Consider the following 18,825-nt stretch of genomic DNA (forward strand, 5'->3'; position numbering starts at 1 on the left):
GCCTTCCGCGCCACCGGCCGCAGTGCGGCAGCCGCCAAGGCCGCGAACTGGCTGCGTGCCGCGGGCGCCCCCGCCAACACAAACTCCGCCGGCCTGACCGCCGCCGCTCTGGATCTGGTGGGCGGCGCGGCCAATGTGTCCGCGGCCGCCTCGACCCGGTCGTATGTCCGCACCCTCCAACAGGGTTGCGCGGTCCCCTTCGCTCGGCGTGGCGCCATCGCCTTCGACGACTCCGGGTTCGTCGCCGCCACCGCTCCGCGCGCAACGACGCAGGCCGTCCTCGGCCTGACGCCGACCAACCTCGCGACACTCACCTCGGCCGGCTCGATCGCCTACGCCCCGACGCTCGCCTGCTCCTGACGGGGCAGGATCGGGCTCAGCGGCGAGCGCGCCAGGTCGCCCGGGGCGCAGCCCGGCAGCCAGGTGGCCAAGTCACCGGCGGCGTGCTCGCCCGGCCGGTCGATGACCCGCTCGCCGTCGGCAAACCAGATCACCGTCATCACCGCTCGCGTCTCGGCGCCATCGTTGGGCAAGGCCCGGTGCAACGTCCAGCCGCCGTGGAAGGAGGCGTCGCCGAGCGCCAAGGTTGCCGGCTCGGTCACCGGGAAACGTCCGTCGAGCAGTCCGTCGGCCACCAGCGACATGAAGTGATCCTCGGATGCCTGCGAGATCACCTCGTCCGAGAGTGAACCCGCGGCATTGGTCCCGGAGGCGAACTGCAGTGTCCCCATCGCGGGTTGGACGGCCATCAAGGGCAGCCACATCGTGATGCACCGCTCGCCGCGCAATGGCCAGTAGCCCGCGTCCTGATGCCAAGGGGTGAACGCGCCGCCGGGCTCCTTGAAGAGGGCCTGATCGTGGTAGAGGCGCACCCGCTCAACCCCCAGCAGCTGCGCGGCGATCGACGCGAAGCGTTGCGAGAGAACGAATTCGGCGACATATTCGTCGACCTGCCAGAGGTTCATCGTCTGGAGGAAGGCTTGGCTGTAAAGGTCGCGCTCGGCCAGCGGGCGCCGCTCCGTGTTGTTGGCGGAAACGGCTGCCCGGATCGCCGGCCCGTATGCCGTGACCTCCCCCGCGGATGCGACGCCCCGGAGCACGATGTGTCCATCGCGACGGTAGGCCGCCACGTCGTCGGGGGAAACGGCATACGGGCTAGAGAGCGGAGGGGCCGGCATGCCGGGGAAGTCTAGGGGGCCGGGCGCGCACCGACGCCGACGACATGCGCCGGCTCCTCGCCGCGAGCCAGTCGGGTCAACTGCTCACGCAGCATCCGCAGCGCGCGTGGACGGAAGGCCGATGAGGCGCCGCCGACGTGGGGTGAGATCAGGACGTTCGGCGCGCGCCACAAGGGGTGATCGGGCGGCAAGGGTTCGGGGTCGGTGACGTCGAGCGCGAAGCGCAGTCGGCCGGTATGCCGCAGCAGCGCATCGGTGTCCGCAACCGGCCCGCGAGCGATATTGACGACGAGGGCATCATCGGGGAGGGCGGCGAGGAAGTCCTCGCCGATCAACCCGCGGGTCGCATCGGAGAGCGGCACGACGACGAAGACGACCTCCGCCGTGGGGAGCAACTCGGGCAGGTTCTCGATCGCGTGCACGCGGTCGACCAGGTCGTCACCGTCGCGTGCATGGCCGGCAACCGCGGTCAGCTCGATCTGGAAGGGCACCAGACGCCGGCCGAGTGCCCGTCCCACCGAGCCATAGCCGACGATCAGCACCCGCCGGTCGGCCAGCGACGGCAGCAGCCCGGGAAACGTCCAATCGCCCTCGGGCTGAGCGCGCGCAAACCCGGGTAGGCCGCGCTGGCTCGCCAGAGCAAGGGCCATCCCCATCTCGGCCGTCGAATCGTCGTGCACCCCAGCCGCATTGGCGACGCTCACGCTCTCGGGGAGCTGCTCGAGGATGCCGTCATAGCCCGCGGTGAGCAGTTGTACGAAGCGGACCGACGGCACCCGCCCCACCGCGGCGATGGAGCGGGCGGCACCGACATAGGGCGCGACCACCGCGTCCACGGGGGCATCGGGGCCCGGATCGCGCGGATGCCAGACCACGGGGGTGATGCCGTCGATGGGGCCTACGTCGTCGCGCCAGTCGGCGTCCGGGAAGGAGACGAACATGGAATCACCCTAGGTCGGTCCGGCCCTGGCGATGGCAGTCGGCGGTGGAAGGGTTTGGCGATAGGCTCCCGGCGCTGATCGTGGAGTGAGGAAGGAGCACGCGTGACGGTCGATGTCACCGAGGCCTTCCGCGTGGTTGACCTCGCAGGAGTGCTCTGCAATGGCGCGCTGGGCGCGACCATCGCCCGCCAACGCCGCTTCGACTTCGTCGGCTTCACCGTCCTCGGTGTGGTGTCCGGTCTGGCGGGCGGCGTGCTCCGCGACGTCATGCTGCAGGTCGGCCAGCCGGTCGCGCTCACCGATCCGGCCTATCTGATCACGGCGATGATCGGGGTCCTCGCCGCCCAGCTGATCAGGATGGAGGGCCGGCGCTGGCGTTGGCCGATGATCGGCGCCGACGCCCTCGCCCTCGGCGCCTGGGCCGCCACCGGGACCATCAAAGCCCAGATCGTCGGCCTCGGCTGGCTGCCCTCGCTCTTTCTCGGGGTGGTCACGGCCGTCGGTGGCGGCATGGTCCGAGACATCTGCATCGGGCAGGTGCCCGCCGTGCTCGGCGGCAATACCCTTTATGCCACGGCGGCCGCGACCGCTTCCGCGGCCATCTTGCTCACACCGGTCCAGGTGCGAAGTACGTGGGGCATGGGTCTCGGGATAGCCATCGGCGGCGGCCTGAGCCTGATCGCTCGCTGGCGCCAATGGCGGCTGCCTGTCGACGCGGACGTGCACCTCTCGGCTGACCAACTGCGTGCCCTCATCCGACGAAGTGAGCGCGCCGGCGCCAAGGCCGAGAAGAAGCGCGCGGCCGGCAAGGGCCGCGGCGTCAGGCCTCCCGACCGCTGAGCAGCTCGTTGACGAGCGCCGCGGCCAGCTCGGGATGGGCGCAACTGATCCAGGTGTCCGCGCTCCCCGGAATCGACAGGTGGAGCGCCGGGCCGGCGACGGTGACAAAGCCGCGCCCGCGCACGCCATAGCGCAACCCGTATCCACCGAACTGCGCCAGCGGCCGCACCGGCTCGACATCGGCGAAGGCGATCGTGCTCATCGGGGCGCGCAACCACCGCACCCGCCCGTATGCCTGCACCCGCACCCCCTCCTGATCGACCACCACTTCCGAGCGCGCCATCGACCCCACGAGCAGTGCGACGAGGAGGACCACGGGCACCGCGACCCAACGAGCGGGCGTGACGGCCAGACCGACGGCGAGAACCACCAGCAGCCCGAGCATCACCGCGCCGGCGCTCCCGGCCGGCACCCGATCGCGCCAGGGCAGCTCGGCGCTGCCGACTCCAAAAGAGCCGGACCCACTGGCCCCGCTGGCCAAGACACCGGCCTGGGCTGCACCGAGACGCGGTGCGCCCGCCGGCATTCCCCTGCGTTGCTCGGCCGGGACGTCGGGGATGTGGGTCGGCAGGAGCCACCACGCCAGGCCGGCCAGCGGCACCGCGAGAGCGAAGCCCAGGGCGAGCCACCCGCCCGGGGAGGGCGCGGCATACGGATCGGTCAGGCCGCGCTGGGACCAGAGCGTCCCGCCGAGGCCGAGACCGAGAAGGCCGATCAGGCCGGCGGCGGCGACACCGAGCACGCGGCGACCGTCGACGGGAATGAACCACGCGATCAGGGCCTGCAGGGCGATCAGCCCCACAAGCAGGGCCACCGTGGTGGTGATAAAGGCCCGAGGGGACTGCGTGGAGTCGATGCCGTCACCGCCCCAATGCGAGGCGACCTGGACGGGCAGGTCGGCGCGAATCGCGGCATACATGCTCAGCAGTGCGGCCACGGCGATGACGAGGAGCGTGCCGACCACGAGAAGCCAGCGGCCCATGGTCGGCCGGCTCCCCGGATCCGGCCGGCCCAGACCCGACCCGCCGAATGTGCTGCCCCCCATGCTTACTCAGTTCATCAGTCCGCCATGACCGTGCGGGCGAGCGCCGTCGGCATGTGGTCGTAACGGACGAAAGAGCGGGTAAACGATCCGGTGCCGTGCGAGACCGAGCGCAGGTCGATCGGGTAGCGCGCCAACTCGTGCTGCGGCACTTCGGCAGTCACAACGGTGAAGCCCTCGGTCTCGGCCGGGGTGGTGCCGTGCACCTGGCCTCGCCGGCCGCGCAGGTCGGCCATCACGGCACCGAGCGAGTCATCGGAAACCGTGACCTCGATCAGGTCGACCGGCTCGAGCATCGAGACCGACGACTCGGTCGCCGCCTCGCGCAGGGCTTGAGCGGCCGCGGTCTGGAAGGCCATGTCGGAGGAGTCAACCGAGTGCGCCTTGCCGTCGTAGAGCGTGACCCGCACGTCGACCACGGGATAGCCGGCGAGCACGCCCTTCTCCAGTTGATTGCGCGCGCCCTTCTCAACCGAGGGGATGAAGTTGCGCGGCACCGCGCCGCCGACCACCTTGTCGACGAACTCGATGCCCGCGCCACGCTCCAAGGGTTCGATGAGGAGCTTGACGACGGCATACTGCCCGTGCCCACCGGACTGCTTGACCAGCCGGCCCTGGATGTCGCACTGACGCACGAACGTCTCGCGCAGCGAGGTCTTGAGCGGCTCGACCTCCACGTTGACGTGGTAGCGGTCCTTCAGCCGCGCCATCAGGTCATCGACGTGGGCCGGCCCGAGCGCCCACAGGACGAGTTGGTGGGTCTCGACGTTGTGCTCCAGGCGCATGGTGACGTCCTCGGCCACCAGCCGTTGTAGTGCGGAAGCGAGTTTGTCCTCGTCGTTCTTGGAAGCGGCATGAATCGCGACCGGGAGCATGGGGTCGGGCAGGAGCCAGGGCTGGACGAGCGCCGGCTGCTCCGGCGCGGACACCGTGTCGGAGGTCTCGGCGTGGGCGAGTTTGGTGACAAGGACGACCTCGCCGGCGATGGCGCTCGTGCGCGGCATCGGGTCACCGGAGGTGGGGCTGGAGATCTGCCCCACCCGGTCAGCATCGCTGTCATGGCCCGGGTGGCCGTCGACTTCGTGGCCCGCGAAGTGCTCCAGATGCCCGGAAACGTGAACCTGCTGCTCGGCGCTGAGCGTGCCGGAGAAGACGCGGACGAGCGAGAGCCGGCCGACATACTGGTCGCTGGTCGTGCGGATGACCTCGGCCACCAACGGGCCCGCAGGATCGCCGGTGATGGCCGGGAGGTGCTCGCCGTCGGGGGTGGTCACGGCCGGCATCCACGCCTCGGTGGGAGCCGGGAAGCCGTTCTCGAATAGGGCCAGCAGTTCGGCGACGCCCACCCCGCTTGCCCAGTGCGTCGGCACGATGGGGAAGAATCGGGCGCCCGCGATGGCCGCCCGCAGATCATCGCGCAGGATGGTGGCGTCGAGTTCCTCGCCGGAGAGATAGCGATCGAGCATCGACTCGTCCTCGGACTCCTCGATGATCGCCTCGAGAACCCCGCCCCGCAGTTCCTCGACCACGCCCTCCTGGTCGCCGGTCGGCGCGCCGATCGATGCACCGGAGGCGTCGTGCACCTCCTTGCCGAGCAGGTCGATCAGACCGGTCACGGACTCACCCTCGCGCACGGGGACCTGCAGGGGCTGGGCGGCACCGAAGGCCCGCTGGATGGCGGCGACGACGGTCGCGTAGTCGTCCTGGCACTGCTCGAGCTTGGTCAGAGCGACGGCGCGGGGCATGCCGACCGCGGCGCACTCGCGCCAGAGCATCTTGGAGGCGTCGTCGACCGAGGCGCCGGCAGCGACGACGAAGAGCGCGGCGTCGGCGGCACGGAGCCCGGCGCGGACTTCACCGACGAAGTCGGCGGCACCCGGGGTGTCGAGCAGGGTGATGGCGAGGTCGCCGGCACCGATGGTGGCCACGCGCAGGGCCGTCGAGGCACCTTGGTCGGCCGCTCGCCGAGCGCCGTCTCCGCTGACCAATCGGTCGAAGAGCGTGCTCTTGCCGCCGCCGCTCGGTCCGACGAGGACGATATTGCGGATCTGAGCGGGTGATGCGGGCACAGGCGGGAGCGCCGTCGCGGCGTTGGAACGACTCATGGTCATCAACCTTAGTCCCGGCCGCCGACAGCCACCCAGGCTCCTGGCTAGGCGCGCGTCAGGGTGCTGCGAGCGCGTCGCGCACACCCGATTCCTGCTGCCCGGAGCACGGGGTCGCCTCCACTCGTGACATCCCAGGCAGCCTTGATCGCCGCCAGCTTTTCCCGTTGCGCACCGGCCGTCCAGGTGCTCGCGCATAAGTCGCCCCGCGGTCGTCGCCGACCCCGTTGGCGTCGAGTCCCAGTGCCCGGCAGGTCGCGACGGCGCGCGGCAGGTGGTAGCTCTGCGTCACGACCGTCAGCTGCGTGACGCCGAAGATCCGCTTCGCGCGCGCCCAGGAGTCATAGGTGTCGCGGCCGGCGAAATCGCGCACGACTTTGTCGGCGGGCACGCCGTGCGCGATCAGATAGTCCATCATTGCGGTGGGCTCGTCGTAGGCATGAGTCCGGTTGTCGCCGGAGACGAGGACGACCTGCACCTTGCCGGCGTCGAAGAGCGCCTTGGCGAGATCGAGGCGGTCGGCGAGGAAGGGCGTGGGCCTCCCGTTGGGGGTCAGCCCCGCACCGAGCACGAGGGCAACGGGCGCCTCGGGGACGTCCGCCACGGCATACGTATGGCCGCTGGCCTCCCCCGCGATCCAGACGTTCGATCCGACGGCGGCACCGGCGCCGAGCACCCCAGTGCTCAGTGCGGCGATCAGGATCCGCCGGCGCCACGTCATACGGCACGGGTAAGTCGGGCATGAACAGCGGTGGCCACCGCGCGCACAGAATGTGGCATCGTGTGCCGCATGGGTGGATTGGTATGGCGCGTGCTCGGCACCGGGGCGGCCGCTGCGGCCGCGGTCGTGGCGAACAAGTCGGTGACGGCCATCTGGAAGAAGGCCGGCAAAGACGACACGGTCGACCCGCAGAACCCGCACACCCCGTTGGGCGAAGCCCTGGCACTTGCCGCCGTGAGCGCGCTCGCGGCAGCTGTTGCCCGGACGATGTTCACGCGCAAAGCGGCGCAGTATTACGAGAACTCCTCCGGCCAACTGCCCGCCCCCATGCGCAAGGAAGAGACGGCCTGACGCGTCGCGCCGGGACGTCAGGCGACGGGTGTCAGTCGGGCGCGCACGAACTTGTGCCGGGGCGTGCCGGCAAAGGGATCGCGGTCCGCGGCGCTGGTCAACTCGTTCGGCGCGACGCCAGTGACGACCCGCTCACCGTCCTCGCGGTGATCGAGACCCAGCCCATTGGGCAGGGCGATATGCCCATCCTGACGCCCCTCGTCGATGCTGATCCGCGCCGTCGCCTTCCCGCGGGGGGTCTCGATCTCCACTTCGTCGCCCGGGGTGAGGCCGAGCTTCTCGGCGTCATTGGGTGAGATGCGCAACGGTCCGTCCGGCTCGCGCCGGCGCCATTCGGGGTCGCGGATGATCGTGTTCGCGGTGAAGGCCCGGCGCTCGCCGGCGGAAAGCACGAAGGGCCATTCCTGCGTGGGTCCCGGCGGAGCGTCGGTCGCCAGGTCACGAGCGGCCTGCAGCAGTTCCGGTATGACGAGGTGCACCAAGCCGTCGTCGGTGCGGACGCGCCGCCATACGGCTGCTTCGGGGTCGGCGGAGTCGTCGGCAAAGACGACGCCGCTGGTGCCCGCGAGGATCGCGTCGAAAAGCGCGTCACCGCTGGCGTGACCCGCGGCCTGAACGCTCGCCGAGTTGGCTTGGAAGGCGAGTTGCGTTGCGCCCCAAAGCAATGCGGCGCTCTGCCGGCCCTCGGGCAGGGTGGGGCCGAGGGTGCGATAGAGCAACACGGGGGCCAGGGCCGCAGCGCGCTTGTCCCCGGCGGTGGCCATCAGGAAGGCCGTGAGGAAGGCGTCGCGACCCTGCTGCGCCGCGGTTGCCAGCCGCTCGACGACCGCCGGGTCGAGCGCACCGGAGGCCTCGACCAGACGGGCGTGGATCTCCGCCTCGGGCAGGGGGCCGTCGGGCGCTTCGAGCAGCGGTGGGCGCAGATGGAAGACATTGCGGGGGAACTCGAAGTTGAAGAAGGTGGCTTCCGGCTTTTCGAACTGCGTCGGCGCCGGGAGCACGTAGTCCGCCATTCGCGCGGTCTCGGTCATGGCCACATCGATCACGACGAGGACGTCGAGGGCCGCGAGCGCCTCGCGCATCCGCGGCGAATCGGCCAGCGAGTGAGCGGGATTCGCCGACTCGACCAGCATCCCGCGGAAGCGTTTGGGGTGATCGGTGAGGATCTCCTCGGGAATCACATTGCAGGGCATCAGGCCGCCGAGAATCGGCGAGCCGGTGACCGGAGTGACGCTGGCGTGGAGTGAGGTCTCCTTGCGGGCCGTGGCGAGCGGGACCATGACGGCGGGGATATACGCCGTGCCGGTCCGTCCGAGGTTGCCGGTCAGGAGCCAGATCAGCTTCTCCAAATAGCTGACGAGCGTCGAGTTGTGGTTCATCTGGACGCCGAGGTCCTCGAAGAAGGCCGTGCGATCAGACGCGCCAATCGCGCAGACTGCTTGCCGCACCAGGGCTTCGTCGACGCCGGCGATCGTGCAGTAGCCGTCGACATCGATGCCGCCGAAGGTCGCGAGGACGTCCGCCAAGCCGCTCGCGTGCTCGGCCAACCAGTCGGTGGCGATCAGATCCTCCTGCACGAGGACGGCGATCATCGCGGCGAGCAGCCAGGCGTCGCGGCCGGGGCGTACCTGCAGGTGGATGTCCGCAAGTTCGGCGCTCTCGGTGCGGCGCGGGTCGATGACGATGAGCGTGCGCTCGGGGTCGCGGGCGATATCCCGCAGCATGGTCCGGGCGTGCGGGAAGCCGTGCGACTGCCAGGGGTTCTTGCCGAGGAAGACGGCCACCTGGGCGTTGCCGAGGTCGGACCGGACGAGGGCCGCTCCGAGCATCGAGGAGTTGACCCAGAACTCGCCGGTCTTCTCCTGAGCCAGCGCACTCGAGCGATAACCCATCCCGTAGGCCGCGAAGGTCGCCCGCGAGTAGCCGCCGCCGAGGTGGTTGCCCTGGCCGCCACCGCCGTAATACATGATCGCGTCGCCGCCGTGCTCGACGCCGATCTCTGTCAAGCGTGCGGAGATCTCGCTGATCGCGACCTCCCAACTGATCTGCTCGTAGCTGCCGTCGGCGGTTCTGCGCAGCGGGTGCAGGACGCGTTCGGCGCGGCCGTTCTGGTAACGGTCGAGCCGCAGGGGCTTCTCGCAGGTATAGCCATGGGATCCCGGGTGCAACTTGTCGCCGCGGATCTTGGCGAGCGTCCGCCCCTCAGGACCGCCCAGGGCGACCTCGAGCCCGCAGTTGCACTCGCACAGGATGCAGGCGGTCGGCTTCCACTCGTCGGTCGTCGTCGTCATGGGCAGCAGGTTAGTAGCGAATCGCTACTAATGCTAGGGTCCGGCGTATGCGGCATGCGGACCTGGCTGAGCAAGCCTGTCCCGTCGCGCGCGCCTCGACCATCGTGGGCGAGCGTTGGGTCTGGCCGATCCTGCGGTCCGCCTTCGTGGGAGCCCGCCGCTTCGAGGACTTCCAACGCGGCACGGGTGCGGCGCGGACGATCCTCACCGACCGCCTGGCACGGCTGGTCGACGACGGCATCTTGTCCAAAGACCTTCCGACAGGAGCAGATTCGGGGCACCGGGAGTATCGGTTGACCGAGAAGGGCGAGGCCCTCTACCCCGTCTTCCTGGCCTTGCTGCAGTGGGGCAGCGAGTGGACGCAACTGCCCGCAGACACGGTGGCGGTCGAGCACAGCAGCTGTGGCCACGTGACGCAACCCGTCGTCGTGTGTGCGGCGTGTCACGAGCCGTTGGCATGGCGCGACACCCGCGCGCGTTACACCCCGAGTGCCCGAACGATCGGCACGCCCGGCCGGTAGGCCAGGTGGAGATAGGACGGTGCGTCCACAACGGCAGCGTCGAGGGGGCCACCCACAGCAAGGCGGCCGATAGTGTTGCGGCGCAATGACTTCGCGGCACCTCGTGTTGCAGCCAACAGCGCTTCGGCGGGTGTCATGCGCATCTCGCGAACGGCCAGGGCGATCATGAAGGGCATCGAGTTCGAGTAGCAGGTGCCGGGATTGCAGTCGCTCGCGATCGCCACGCTCACCCCGGCGTCGATCAGCCGGCGAGCATCGGGATAGGGCGAGCGGGTCGAGAACTCCACACCCGGCAAGAGGGTGGCGACCGTCGTGTCTGCCGCACCGACGAGCGCGTCCACGTCGGCGCCGGTGAGGTAGGTGCAGTGGTCGACGCTGGCGGCGCCGAGTTCGACGGCCAGTTGGACACCGGGCCCGGGCGCGAGCTGGTTGCCGTGCACCCGCGGGAGCAGGCCCGCTGCCATACCGGCTGTGAGGATCGCCCGCGCCTCGTCGCCGTCGAAAGCGTGGGCCGAGGCGGGTTCACAAAAGACATCGACCCAGCGGGCATGAGGGGCACACGCACGGAGCATCTCTGTGGTGACCAGATCGACGTATGCCGCTCTGTCGCTGCGGTATTCGGCAGGAACGACGTGCCCACCGAGATAGGTCACCTCGTCGGTGACCTCTCGCGCAAGGCCGAGGAGTCGGGACTCCGCGGCGACATCTAGCCCGTACCCCGACTTGATCTCGACCGTGGTCGTGCCTTGGCGGCGCAGCTCGGCCAACCGCGCGTGCAGGAGGTCACGCAGCTGCTCATCGGTTGCGGCGCGGGTGGCGGCGACCGTCGTCGCGATGCCCCCGCCGTCATAGGGCACACCGGTCATCCGCGCAGCGAACTCGGCGGACCGGTCGCCGGCGAAGATCAGGTGCGTATGGCTGTCGACGAAGCCCGGCACCATGGTCCGGCCACGCAGGCTGACCGCGCGATCGGCAGCGGGGGCTTCGGTGGCCGGGCCGAGCCAGACGACCTCGCCGTGCTGGTGGATCAGGGCGGCATCACCAATGATGCCGAGGGCCGACTCGGCCGTCTCGCCGGGGCCGTCGCAGGTGACAAGTTCGGCGATATCGGCGATCAGCACCGATGAGCCGTCGCTGTAGGCGTCCCCCTTGGTCGCGGCGATATCCGCACGGAGAGCGCCGAAAAAGTCCCTCACTGGGTGCGCAACCGAGAGAGGGCAGTGGCGAGCAGCCGGGACGGATCGCCGGCCCGGTGGTGCCCATCGCGAACGACGAACTCGCCGCCGACCAGCACGTCGGTCACATCGTCGCCCGTCGCCGAAAAGATGATCTGGTCCGCTCGTGAGCCGACGGTGCGCATCGAATCACGGCGCACCGCAACAAGATCCGCTAATGCGCCGACAGTCAGGACGCCACCATCGGGCCACCCGATGCTGGCATACCCGGTCCGCGACATCGCATTGCCCAGCTCGTCCAAGCTGAATCGTCCTCGCTCGCCACTGACGAGGCGTTCGTGCATCTCCAGGCCCCGCGCCTCGACAAAGGGATCGATGATCGCGTTCTGATCCGAGCCGAGCGTCAGGCGTGCGCCCGCGTCCGCGAATTGCCGGGCCGGTCCGATGCCGTCGGCGAGATCGCGTTCGGTCGTCGGACAAAAGCACACGAAGGAGCGGGCGCGACCGAGCATCCGGATATCCGCGAGGCTGACATGCGTCGCGTGCACCGCGGTGAAGCGGTCACCGACGATCCCGCACTCCTCCAGCAATGCCGTCGGCGTGCGGTTGTAGATGAGTTGGCACGACGCGTTCTCCGCCGGCTGCTCGCTGACGTGCGCATGGACGACCCGGGCGCCGACGACCGACGCGAACTGCTCCAGCGCCTCCTTGGGCACCGCGCGGACCGAGTGCGCTGCCGCACCAATCCGAGAGGTTGCGCTGTCACGCAACTGATTCAGCCGCCCAGCCCAGGCAGCCACATCCTTGTCGGCGAAGCGCTGCTGGACCGGGTCCAAGGGCACGTGTCCGGATCCATCAAGGCCACCGGCCAGATAGAGCGTGTCGAGCAGGGTGAGCCGGATCCCGGCCGCCTGCGCCGCCGCGATGACGGCTTCGCCCATCGCATTCGGATCGGAGTAGGGCCGCCCGTCGAGGCCGTGGTGGAGATAGTGGAACTCCCCCACCGCGGTGAATCCGGACGTGACCATCTCGGTGAAGACCGCGTGGGCGAGCGCGAAGTAGGTCTCCGGCGTGAGCCGGCGAGCAACGGCATACATCTGGTCGCGCCACGTCCAGAAGTTGCCGGTGGTGTCCTGGACGCGTCCACGCAAGGCGCGGTGGAAGGCGTGGGAATGACCGTTGGCGAGGCCGGGAAGGACTAGTCCGAAACGTAGGTCGTCGGGCTCGGGCTCACACCGCGAGGTGATCCCGGTGATTCGCTCGCCCTCGATCTCGATGCGGACCTTGGGGACGGTCCCCTCGGGCAGCCGGGCATGACGTGCCCAGATCGCGATCATCACGCCTCCTGGGACAAGTCGGTCAAGGCAGTGGCCAGGGCGGTCACGCCTGCGAGACAGTCTGCCTGGTCGGCCCACTCGGCGGGCGAATGCGAAACACCGGTGGGATTGCGGACAAAGAGCATCGCGCTCGGTATGCCCGCCTGAGCAAGCACGCCAGCGTCGTGACCCGCGCCCGTCCCCAGCAGCGGTAAGCCGCCGAGCACCTCGTGCAGGCGGCTCACCAGGGCGGGCGTGAAGGGGGTGACCGGGGTCCACGACTCCTCGGTGACCTCACCTCCGGTTGTCGCCGCGAGTGCGGCCAGGTCGGCGACGACGCTGCGGACCGCGTCCGGGTCCGCGCCACGCGCGTCCAGCCAGGCGGTCGCATGGCTCGGTATGGCGTTGACTCCCCCTGGCGTCAGTCGCACCTTGCCGATGGTGGCGACGCAGCCCCGGGTGAGGGCCGCGGTGCGGGCGGCCTGGACGACGCCCGCCAGGGTGAGCATGGCGTCGTGGCGGTCGGCCATAGTCGTCGTGCCGGCGTGATTGGCCTCGCCGGGCAGGTCGATCCGCCAACGGCCGTGTGGCCAGATGTCGGTGCCGATCGCAACCGGGGCGTCGAGATGCGCCAGCGCCTTGCCCTGCTCGACGTGCAGTTCGAGATAGGTACCGATGCGCCGGACGGTCTCGGGGTCGGCACCGATCGCGGCGCCGTCACGCCCCGTGGCGGCGAAGGCATCGGCCCACGTCGTGCCGTCGTCATCGGTGAGCGCGTGGGTGCGCTCGGGCGCCATGATGCCGGTGAGCAGGCGGGAGCCGGCCAGGGCGACGCCGAAGCGGGCTCCTTCCTCGTCGACGAAGTTGGCGATGCCGATTGGTCGATTGGGCGCGATGTCGTTGGCGCGCAATAGATCCAGCGCCGCGAAGGCGCTCACGATACCGAGCGGACCGTCGAAGGCGCCGCCATCGGGGACGCTGTCGAGATGGCTACCGGTGACGATGCCGGGCCGGCCGGCGGCGACGGCTGCGTCGGGGTCGCCCCACCACGCCCACTGGTTGCCGACGCGGTCCTCGGTGAGATCGAGCCAGCGCCGGGCCGCTTGGTCGGCGAACCACTCGCGCAACTCGTGGTCGGCGTCGCTCCACGCGAAGCGCCGATAGCCACCAGACTGCCCGTCGCGACCGACGGGAGCCAGGTCGCTCCACATGTCGGCGAAGCCGGCGGCAACTCTGTCCGCGGACCCCGTCTCGGTCACGACGGGGTTCCCCCCGAGGTGAGCGAATCGGGTTGGGCGGGAACGGCATACCGGCTCTGGTCACCCTCGCGCATCGGGACGCGGACGCCGCGCTCGGCGGCGATCTCGTCGGCCCGGTCGTAGCCGGCGTCGACGTGGCGGATGACGCCCATGCCGGGGTCATTGGTCAGGACGCGGGCCAGCTTCTCGGCGGCGAGCGGCGTGCCGTCGGCGAGGCTGACCTGCCCGGCGTGCATTGAGCGGCCGATGCCGACGCCGCCGCCGTGGTGGAGGGAGACCCAGGTCGCGCCGGAGCTCGTCGCGGTGAGGGCGTTGAGCAGCGGCCAGTCGGCTATCGCATCGGACCCGTCGAGCATCGCCTCGGTCTCGCGATAGGGGCTCGCGACCGAGCCGCAGTCGAGGTGGTCACGGCCGATGACGATAGGCGCGCTGACCGCGCCGGAGGCCACGAGGTCGTTGAAGGCGAGCCCGGCCTTGTCGCGCTCGCCATAGCCGAGCCAGCAGATCCGCGCCGGAAGTCCTTGCCACGCAATGCGTTCCTGCGCGCCGCGGATCCACTTGTGGAGGCGGTCGTTGTCGGGGAAGAGGTCGAGCACGGCTTTGTCGGTGGCGGCGATGTCCTTGGGGTCACCGGAGAGGGCGGCCCAGCGGAAGGGGCCCTTGCCCTCGCAGAAGAGCGGCCGGATGTAGGCGGGGACGAAGCCGGGGAAGGCGAAGGCGCGGTCATAGCCACCCAGCCGGGCCTCGTCGCGGATGCTGTTGCCGTAGTCGAAGGTCTCGGCGCCGGCGTCCATGAAGCCGACCATCGCCTCGACGTGCCGGGCCATCGACTCACGGGCGCGATCGGTGAACTCCTCGGGCTTCTTCTCGGCGTACTCGGACCACTCGTCCAGGCCGATGCCGGTGGGCAGGTAGGACAGCGGGTCATGGGCGCTCGTCTGGTCGGTGACGAGGTCGATCTCGACGCCGCGGCGCAGCAACTCGGGGAAGACCTCGGCGGCATTGCCGACGACGCCGACAGACCAGCCGCGGCGTTCCTCCTTGGCGCGCACTGCTTTTGCGATGGCGTCATCGAGGTCGTCGGCCACCTCGTCGAGATAGCGGTGCTCGACGCGACGCTGCAGTCGGTGGGGGTCCACGTCGACAATGAGGCAGGCGCCGTCGTTCAGGGTGACGGCGAGCGGCTGCGCGCCGCCCATCCCGCCACAGCCACCGGTGAGGGTCAAGGTGCCGGCGAGAGTGCCGCCATACCTCTTCTCGGCGATCGCGGCGAAGGTCTCATAGGTGCCCTGGACGATGCCCTGGGTGCCGATGTAGATCCAGGAGCCGGCGGTCATCTGGCCGTACATCGTCAGGCCGAGGTGCTCCAGTCGCCGGAACTCGGGCCAGTTGGCCCAGTCGGGAACGAGATTGGAGTTCGCGATCAACACGCGCGGCGCCCACTCGTGGGTGCGAAAGACGCCGACCGGGCGGCCGGACTGGACGAGCATGGTCTCGTCGGCGCGCAAGTCGGTCAGCGTGCGCACCATCGCATCGAAGCTGCGCCAGTCGCGCGCGGCCCGGCCGGTGCCGCCATAGACGACAAGGTCGTCGGGGCGCTCGGCAACCTCGGGGTCAAGGTTGTTCATGAGCATCCGTAGCGGCGCTTCGGTGCTCCATTGCCGTGCGGTGAGCGTGGTGCCGCGCGCTGCGCGGACGGGGCGGGCGCCCTCCATGGCGGTCTCCTTCGACCTCGTGATTGCCGTATGCCTGCTCCCCCCAGCATCCCCCCTCGCTATCCCCGCAGCATAGCCATAGCCCGCAACGTGTCTGATATCCGAGACCTCAGCCCCGTCGAGTGGCCGGTTCAGCCCCGTCGAGTGGCCGGTCAGCCCAGTCGCGTCAGCATCTTCATGGGGACGTGCCGGTGGTCGGCTGGGGTGTAGGCAAGACTTGAGTCATGAGCGGGCTGGATGGGTGGCAACGCAGCAGATTCGAATCCGAGGGCATCGCCCACGATGTCTACCGGAAGGGCAGTGGGCCGGGCGTGATCATCTGTCACGAGATGCCCGGGCTCACGACCGGGGTGATCGGCTTCGGCGAGGAGGTCGTCGCGGCGGGCTACACCGTGCTCCTGCCTCATCTCTTCGGGCCGCGCGATGTCGCGTTCTCGATCCCGAGGGTGGTCGCCGCGATCCCGGGCATCTGTATCAGCCGAGAGTTCACGATCCTCGCGGTGGGCAAGACCGGCCGCATCGCGGGCTGGTTGCGGGCCTTGGCGCGGGAGTTGCACGCCGACGTGGGCGGGCCCGGCGTGGGCGCGCTCGGCATGTGCTTTACCGGCGGCTTCGCCCTGGCGATGATGGTCGACGCGCCCGTGATCGCTCCGGTGCTTGCGCAGCCGGCCGCCCCAATGCCGATCGGGTCCAAACGCGCCGCGGATCTCGGCCTCAGTGCGACCGATCTCGACACCGTGCGTCGTCGCGCGGCGGCCGGCTGCGAGGTGCTGGGAGTTCGGTATGCCAGCGACTCCTCGGTCGGAACGCGCTTTGCGACCCTGGAACGTGAGTTGGGCGACCGATTCACGTCGGTGGAACTCGAGGGGAAGGGTCATTCGACGCTGACCGAGCAGCGCCAGGAACGGGCCGTGGATGCCGTGCTGGCCTTCTTCGATCAGCAGTTACGCGGCTGAGTTTGGGCATGGCTGATCTGCACGACGAGCTCGCGATCGTCGCGTTCGAGACGCGAGAGTCTTTGCGGCAGTGGCTGATCGCGTCGTACGACACGAGCCCTGGAGTTTGGGTGCGCATCGCGAAGGCGAAGAGTAGCATACCGAGCGTGACCTTCCACGACGTCCTGGAGGAGGGCCTGTGCTTCGGGTGGAGCGAGTCCACCCGGCACGCCGGAGACGAGTTCACCTATTTGCAGCGATTCGCGCCCCGGCGCTCCCGCGGCACGACGTCGGCGCGGAATACCCGCTTGGTGGCCGAGTTGCGAGCGGCCGGGCTGATGACACCGGCCGGCGAAGCCGCCCTGTGAGTGGCACGGAGGGCGCGACGTCGACGCGCGATCTCGGTTCGCTGAGCGCAGCGCAACGAGCCCTCGTCGACGGGTGGTTGCCGGGCGCCGTGGTCGAAGCGGACTTGAGCTGGGGGCTGACCGAGGCGACCGTGCTGCGGGTTGCGTCGGGTGGCCGGACTTATGTTGTCAAGGCTGGCGGTCCCGGGGATCACCACCTGGCGCGCGAAATCCGGGCGCACCTGAACTGGCTCGCGCCATGGACGGCGATCGGGCGCGCGCCCATGCTTGTCTTCCACGATAGCGAGGCAAAAATCGTTGTCACGCAGTATCTTCCGGGATCACTCGCGCTCCGTTCCACATGGGCGGATGACCCGGATGTCCACCGTCAGGCCGGGGCGTTGCTGGCGCTGCTGCACGGCCAGCTCCGGGTCCGGGACGATGGCTGGGAGGCGCGCGCGAATACCCGCTCGCTCGCGTGGCTGGACGGCCGGCATCGGATCGCCGCGGACGTGGTCGGGCGGCTGCGTGGTGAGGTGATGAGTTGGCCGACCCCGCCGGCTTACCTGGTCCCAACGCATGGAGACTGGCAGCCGCGGAACTGGATCATCCACGACGATGTGGTATCGATCATCGACTTCGGACGTGCGGATCTGCGCCCAGCAGCAACGGATTTCGGCCGGCTCGCCGTGCAGGACTTCCGTCGAGATCCGCGACTGGAGCAGGCGTTCATGGAGGGCTATGGCACCGATCCACGTGAGCCGGCAGCGTGGCGCCGGATGCGGATCCGCGATGCCATCGGCACCGCAGCGTGGGCCTGCCAGGTGGGCGACGAGGAGTTCGAGGCCCAGGGCCACGGGATGATCGCCAACGCGCTGGCCGGCTGATCGCAGCTATTGCTCCGGATGCCACCAGGATCCTGAGGTCGCGCATCGTCGGCTACCTGTGGATGACGCCGCGCCGCCGAGGCGCATCTTGTCGAGACTGTTGCCATGGATTCCGTCGACGAAGTGAGGGACTATGACTGTCATGACGACGCTGCCGTGGAGTCGGCCGCTGACCCAGGCCGACCTCGCCACCATGCCCGACGACGGACATCGGTATGAACTGCTGGACGGAACGCTGCTCGTGACACCGGCGCCAGTTCCCTTGCATCAGCGTTGTATTGCTCGCCTGATGAGAGTGCTCGACCCGCTTGTAGGCGGAGAGTTCGAACTCTTCCCTGCCCCGCTCGATGTCGTCCTGGCCGATGACACCGTGCTTCAGCCCGACCTCTTGGTTGCCCGCGTGGCCGAGTTGACTGCACGCAATTTGCCGGCAGCGCCCAGGCTGGCCATTGAGATCCTGTCCCCGAGCACCCGCCGAATCGACCTGCTGCTCAAGCGTTCTCGCTATGAAGCTGCCGGATGCCCGGCCTACTGGGTCGTTGATCCCGATGAGCCGAGCATCATCGCCTGGGAATTGCGCGACGGCACGTATGCCGAGGCCGGTCGCGCGAGCGGGTCGGACGTGCTCGCGCTCACCGCGCCCTTCGCGATTCGGGTCGTTCCGTCCGATCTCGTGAACTGACCCACGGTCCTGCGGTTCAGGCCGCAAGCCCATTCGCGAACACCCGGAGCCGCTCGATGTCGGTCGGGCGCAGACCGATGTGCGGTTCGATGCGCAGAGCCAGATGCTCACCCATTCCGGGAGCGTATGCGAGACGGTCGCGCGTTGCCCGGTTGATCTCGTCATCGAACCAGGCAAACGGACGGTCGCCGACCCAGTCGGCGATCTGGTCGGTCTTCCAACACCAGCGACCGACGTGGTGGGCCGGCATGCGAAGCGGCACAACCGGGAGGTCGTCGGGGAGCCCGAGCAAGGGCGAGATGAGCCGGTTGGCATCGTGCTGCCACGTGGTCGCCCAGGCGAGATCGAAGGCGTTCGAGAGTTCGTCGAGGTCGCGGCCGTGTGCGGGGTTCAGGACCACACGGTAGGTCATGCCACCCGCCGGCGTCAGTTGGTACACGGCATATCCATGCCTGGGGGAATGACGAAACCACCTGGCCTGGAAAGGGTTCAGAGGCCCGTCGACGTCCATGAGCAGAA

At 69.3% G+C, this 18,825-nt stretch carries 19 protein-coding genes; 8 read left to right on the plus strand and 11 right to left on the minus strand.

Annotation, left to right across the window (positions count from 1 at the left end; translation table 11 throughout):
* Positions 1-360: hypothetical protein (locus PKH97_RS04340; RefSeq protein WP_324386179.1), on the plus strand; the 360-nt coding region annotated here is incomplete at its 5' end.
* Here the strand turns inward: PKH97_RS04340 and PKH97_RS04345 are convergent.
* Positions 333-1,178, minus strand: coding sequence for a phytanoyl-CoA dioxygenase family protein (locus tag PKH97_RS04345; protein ID WP_324386180.1), 846 nt, complete (start codon positions 1,176-1,178; stop codon positions 333-335). The two genes, PKH97_RS04340 and PKH97_RS04345, sit on opposite strands and share 28 nt — an antisense overlap.
* A gap of 11 nt (positions 1,179-1,189) precedes the next feature.
* Positions 1,190-2,119, minus strand: a complete 930-nt coding sequence (locus tag PKH97_RS04350; RefSeq protein ID WP_324386181.1) for a 2-hydroxyacid dehydrogenase — start codon at positions 2,117-2,119, stop codon at positions 1,190-1,192.
* A 102-nt stretch (positions 2,120-2,221) separates the two neighbouring features.
* Here PKH97_RS04350 and PKH97_RS04355 point away from each other — a divergent pair, with 102 nt between their 5' ends.
* A complete protein-coding gene (locus PKH97_RS04355; RefSeq protein WP_324386182.1) occupies positions 2,222-2,959 on the plus strand; it encodes a TRIC cation channel family protein in 738 nt (245 codons plus the stop codon).
* Here the strand turns inward: PKH97_RS04355 and PKH97_RS04360 are convergent.
* The 3 genes from PKH97_RS04360 to PKH97_RS04370 are packed head-to-tail and all read right to left on the minus strand — an operon-like array spanning position 2,940 to position 6,827.
* Positions 2,940-4,004: a hypothetical protein gene (locus PKH97_RS04360; protein WP_324386183.1), complete on the minus strand. Its 1,065-nt coding sequence runs from the start codon at positions 4,002-4,004 to the stop codon at positions 2,940-2,942. The genes PKH97_RS04355 and PKH97_RS04360 overlap by 20 nt on opposite strands.
* 14 nt (positions 4,005-4,018) lie before the next feature.
* Positions 4,019-6,106: an elongation factor G-like protein EF-G2 gene (locus PKH97_RS04365; protein WP_324386184.1), complete on the minus strand. Its 2,088-nt coding sequence runs from the start codon at positions 6,104-6,106 to the stop codon at positions 4,019-4,021.
* Between the two features lie 58 nt (positions 6,107-6,164).
* The gene (locus PKH97_RS04370; protein WP_324386185.1) at positions 6,165-6,827 is read right to left on the minus strand and encodes an ElyC/SanA/YdcF family protein; all 663 of its coding nucleotides are present in this window, start codon (positions 6,825-6,827) and stop codon (positions 6,165-6,167) included.
* A gap of 69 nt (positions 6,828-6,896) precedes the next feature.
* Between PKH97_RS04370 and PKH97_RS04375 the strand changes: the two genes are divergently transcribed.
* Complete coding sequence (locus PKH97_RS04375) at positions 6,897-7,178, plus strand: DUF4235 domain-containing protein (protein WP_324386186.1); 282 nt, start codon at positions 6,897-6,899, stop codon at positions 7,176-7,178.
* Between the two features lie 17 nt (positions 7,179-7,195).
* Here PKH97_RS04375 and PKH97_RS04380 read toward each other — a convergent pair whose 3' ends face one another.
* Positions 7,196-9,469, minus strand: a complete 2,274-nt coding sequence (locus PKH97_RS04380) for a molybdopterin-dependent oxidoreductase (RefSeq protein ID WP_324386187.1) — start codon at positions 9,467-9,469, stop codon at positions 7,196-7,198.
* A gap of 47 nt (positions 9,470-9,516) precedes the next feature.
* Here PKH97_RS04380 and PKH97_RS04385 point away from each other — a divergent pair, with 47 nt between their 5' ends.
* On the plus strand, positions 9,517-9,990 hold the full coding sequence (locus PKH97_RS04385; protein ID WP_324386188.1) for a helix-turn-helix domain-containing protein: 474 nt from the start codon (positions 9,517-9,519) through the stop codon (positions 9,988-9,990).
* On the opposite strand, the gene hutI is transcribed toward PKH97_RS04385, so the two are convergent.
* The 4 genes from hutI to hutU form a co-directional block, all read right to left on the minus strand.
* Entirely contained in the window at positions 9,948-11,111 is a 1,164-nt protein-coding gene (gene hutI, locus PKH97_RS04390) for an imidazolonepropionase (protein ID WP_324386195.1), read from the minus strand. The genes PKH97_RS04385 and hutI overlap by 43 nt on opposite strands.
* A 71-nt stretch (positions 11,112-11,182) precedes the next feature.
* Entirely contained in the window at positions 11,183-12,502 is a 1,320-nt protein-coding gene (locus PKH97_RS04395) for a formimidoylglutamate deiminase (protein ID WP_324386189.1), read from the minus strand.
* A complete protein-coding gene (locus PKH97_RS04400; protein ID WP_324386196.1) occupies positions 12,502-13,692 on the minus strand; it encodes an allantoate amidohydrolase in 1,191 nt (396 codons plus the stop codon). The genes PKH97_RS04395 and PKH97_RS04400 overlap by 1 nt, the downstream gene beginning before the upstream one ends.
* Before the next feature lie 44 nt (positions 13,693-13,736).
* A complete protein-coding gene (gene hutU / locus PKH97_RS04405; protein ID WP_324386190.1) occupies positions 13,737-15,455 on the minus strand; it encodes a urocanate hydratase in 1,719 nt (572 codons plus the stop codon).
* A 224-nt stretch (positions 15,456-15,679) separates the two neighbouring features.
* On the opposite strand from hutU, the gene PKH97_RS04410 reads away from it, so the two are divergent.
* The 4 genes from PKH97_RS04410 to PKH97_RS04425 all read left to right on the plus strand — a co-directional run bounded on the left by PKH97_RS04410 (position 15,680) and on the right by PKH97_RS04425 (position 18,306).
* Positions 15,680-16,411: a dienelactone hydrolase family protein gene (locus PKH97_RS04410; RefSeq protein WP_324386191.1), complete on the plus strand. Its 732-nt coding sequence runs from the start codon at positions 15,680-15,682 to the stop codon at positions 16,409-16,411.
* An 8-nt stretch (positions 16,412-16,419) separates the two neighbouring features.
* Entirely contained in the window at positions 16,420-16,758 is a 339-nt protein-coding gene (locus PKH97_RS04415; RefSeq protein ID WP_324386192.1) for a hypothetical protein, read from the plus strand.
* Positions 16,755-17,624 carry an aminoglycoside phosphotransferase family protein gene (locus PKH97_RS04420; protein ID WP_324386193.1) on the plus strand — a complete coding sequence of 290 codons (870 nt, stop codon included), beginning with the start codon at positions 16,755-16,757 and terminating at the stop codon, positions 17,622-17,624. The genes PKH97_RS04415 and PKH97_RS04420 overlap by 4 nt, the downstream gene beginning before the upstream one ends.
* Before the next feature lie 142 nt (positions 17,625-17,766).
* The gene (locus tag PKH97_RS04425) at positions 17,767-18,306 is read left to right on the plus strand and encodes a Uma2 family endonuclease (RefSeq protein WP_324386194.1); all 540 of its coding nucleotides are present in this window, start codon (positions 17,767-17,769) and stop codon (positions 18,304-18,306) included.
* A 16-nt stretch (positions 18,307-18,322) separates the two neighbouring features.
* On the opposite strand, the gene PKH97_RS04430 is transcribed toward PKH97_RS04425, so the two are convergent.
* Positions 18,323-18,817: a hypothetical protein gene (locus PKH97_RS04430; RefSeq protein WP_324386197.1), complete on the minus strand. Its 495-nt coding sequence runs from the start codon at positions 18,815-18,817 to the stop codon at positions 18,323-18,325.
* Between the last annotated feature and the right edge of the window lie 8 nt (positions 18,818-18,825).

Source organism: Nostocoides sp., assembly GCF_035343835.1.
Taxonomy (GTDB): domain Bacteria; phylum Actinomycetota; class Actinomycetes; order Actinomycetales; family Dermatophilaceae; genus Nostocoides_A; species Nostocoides_A vanveenii.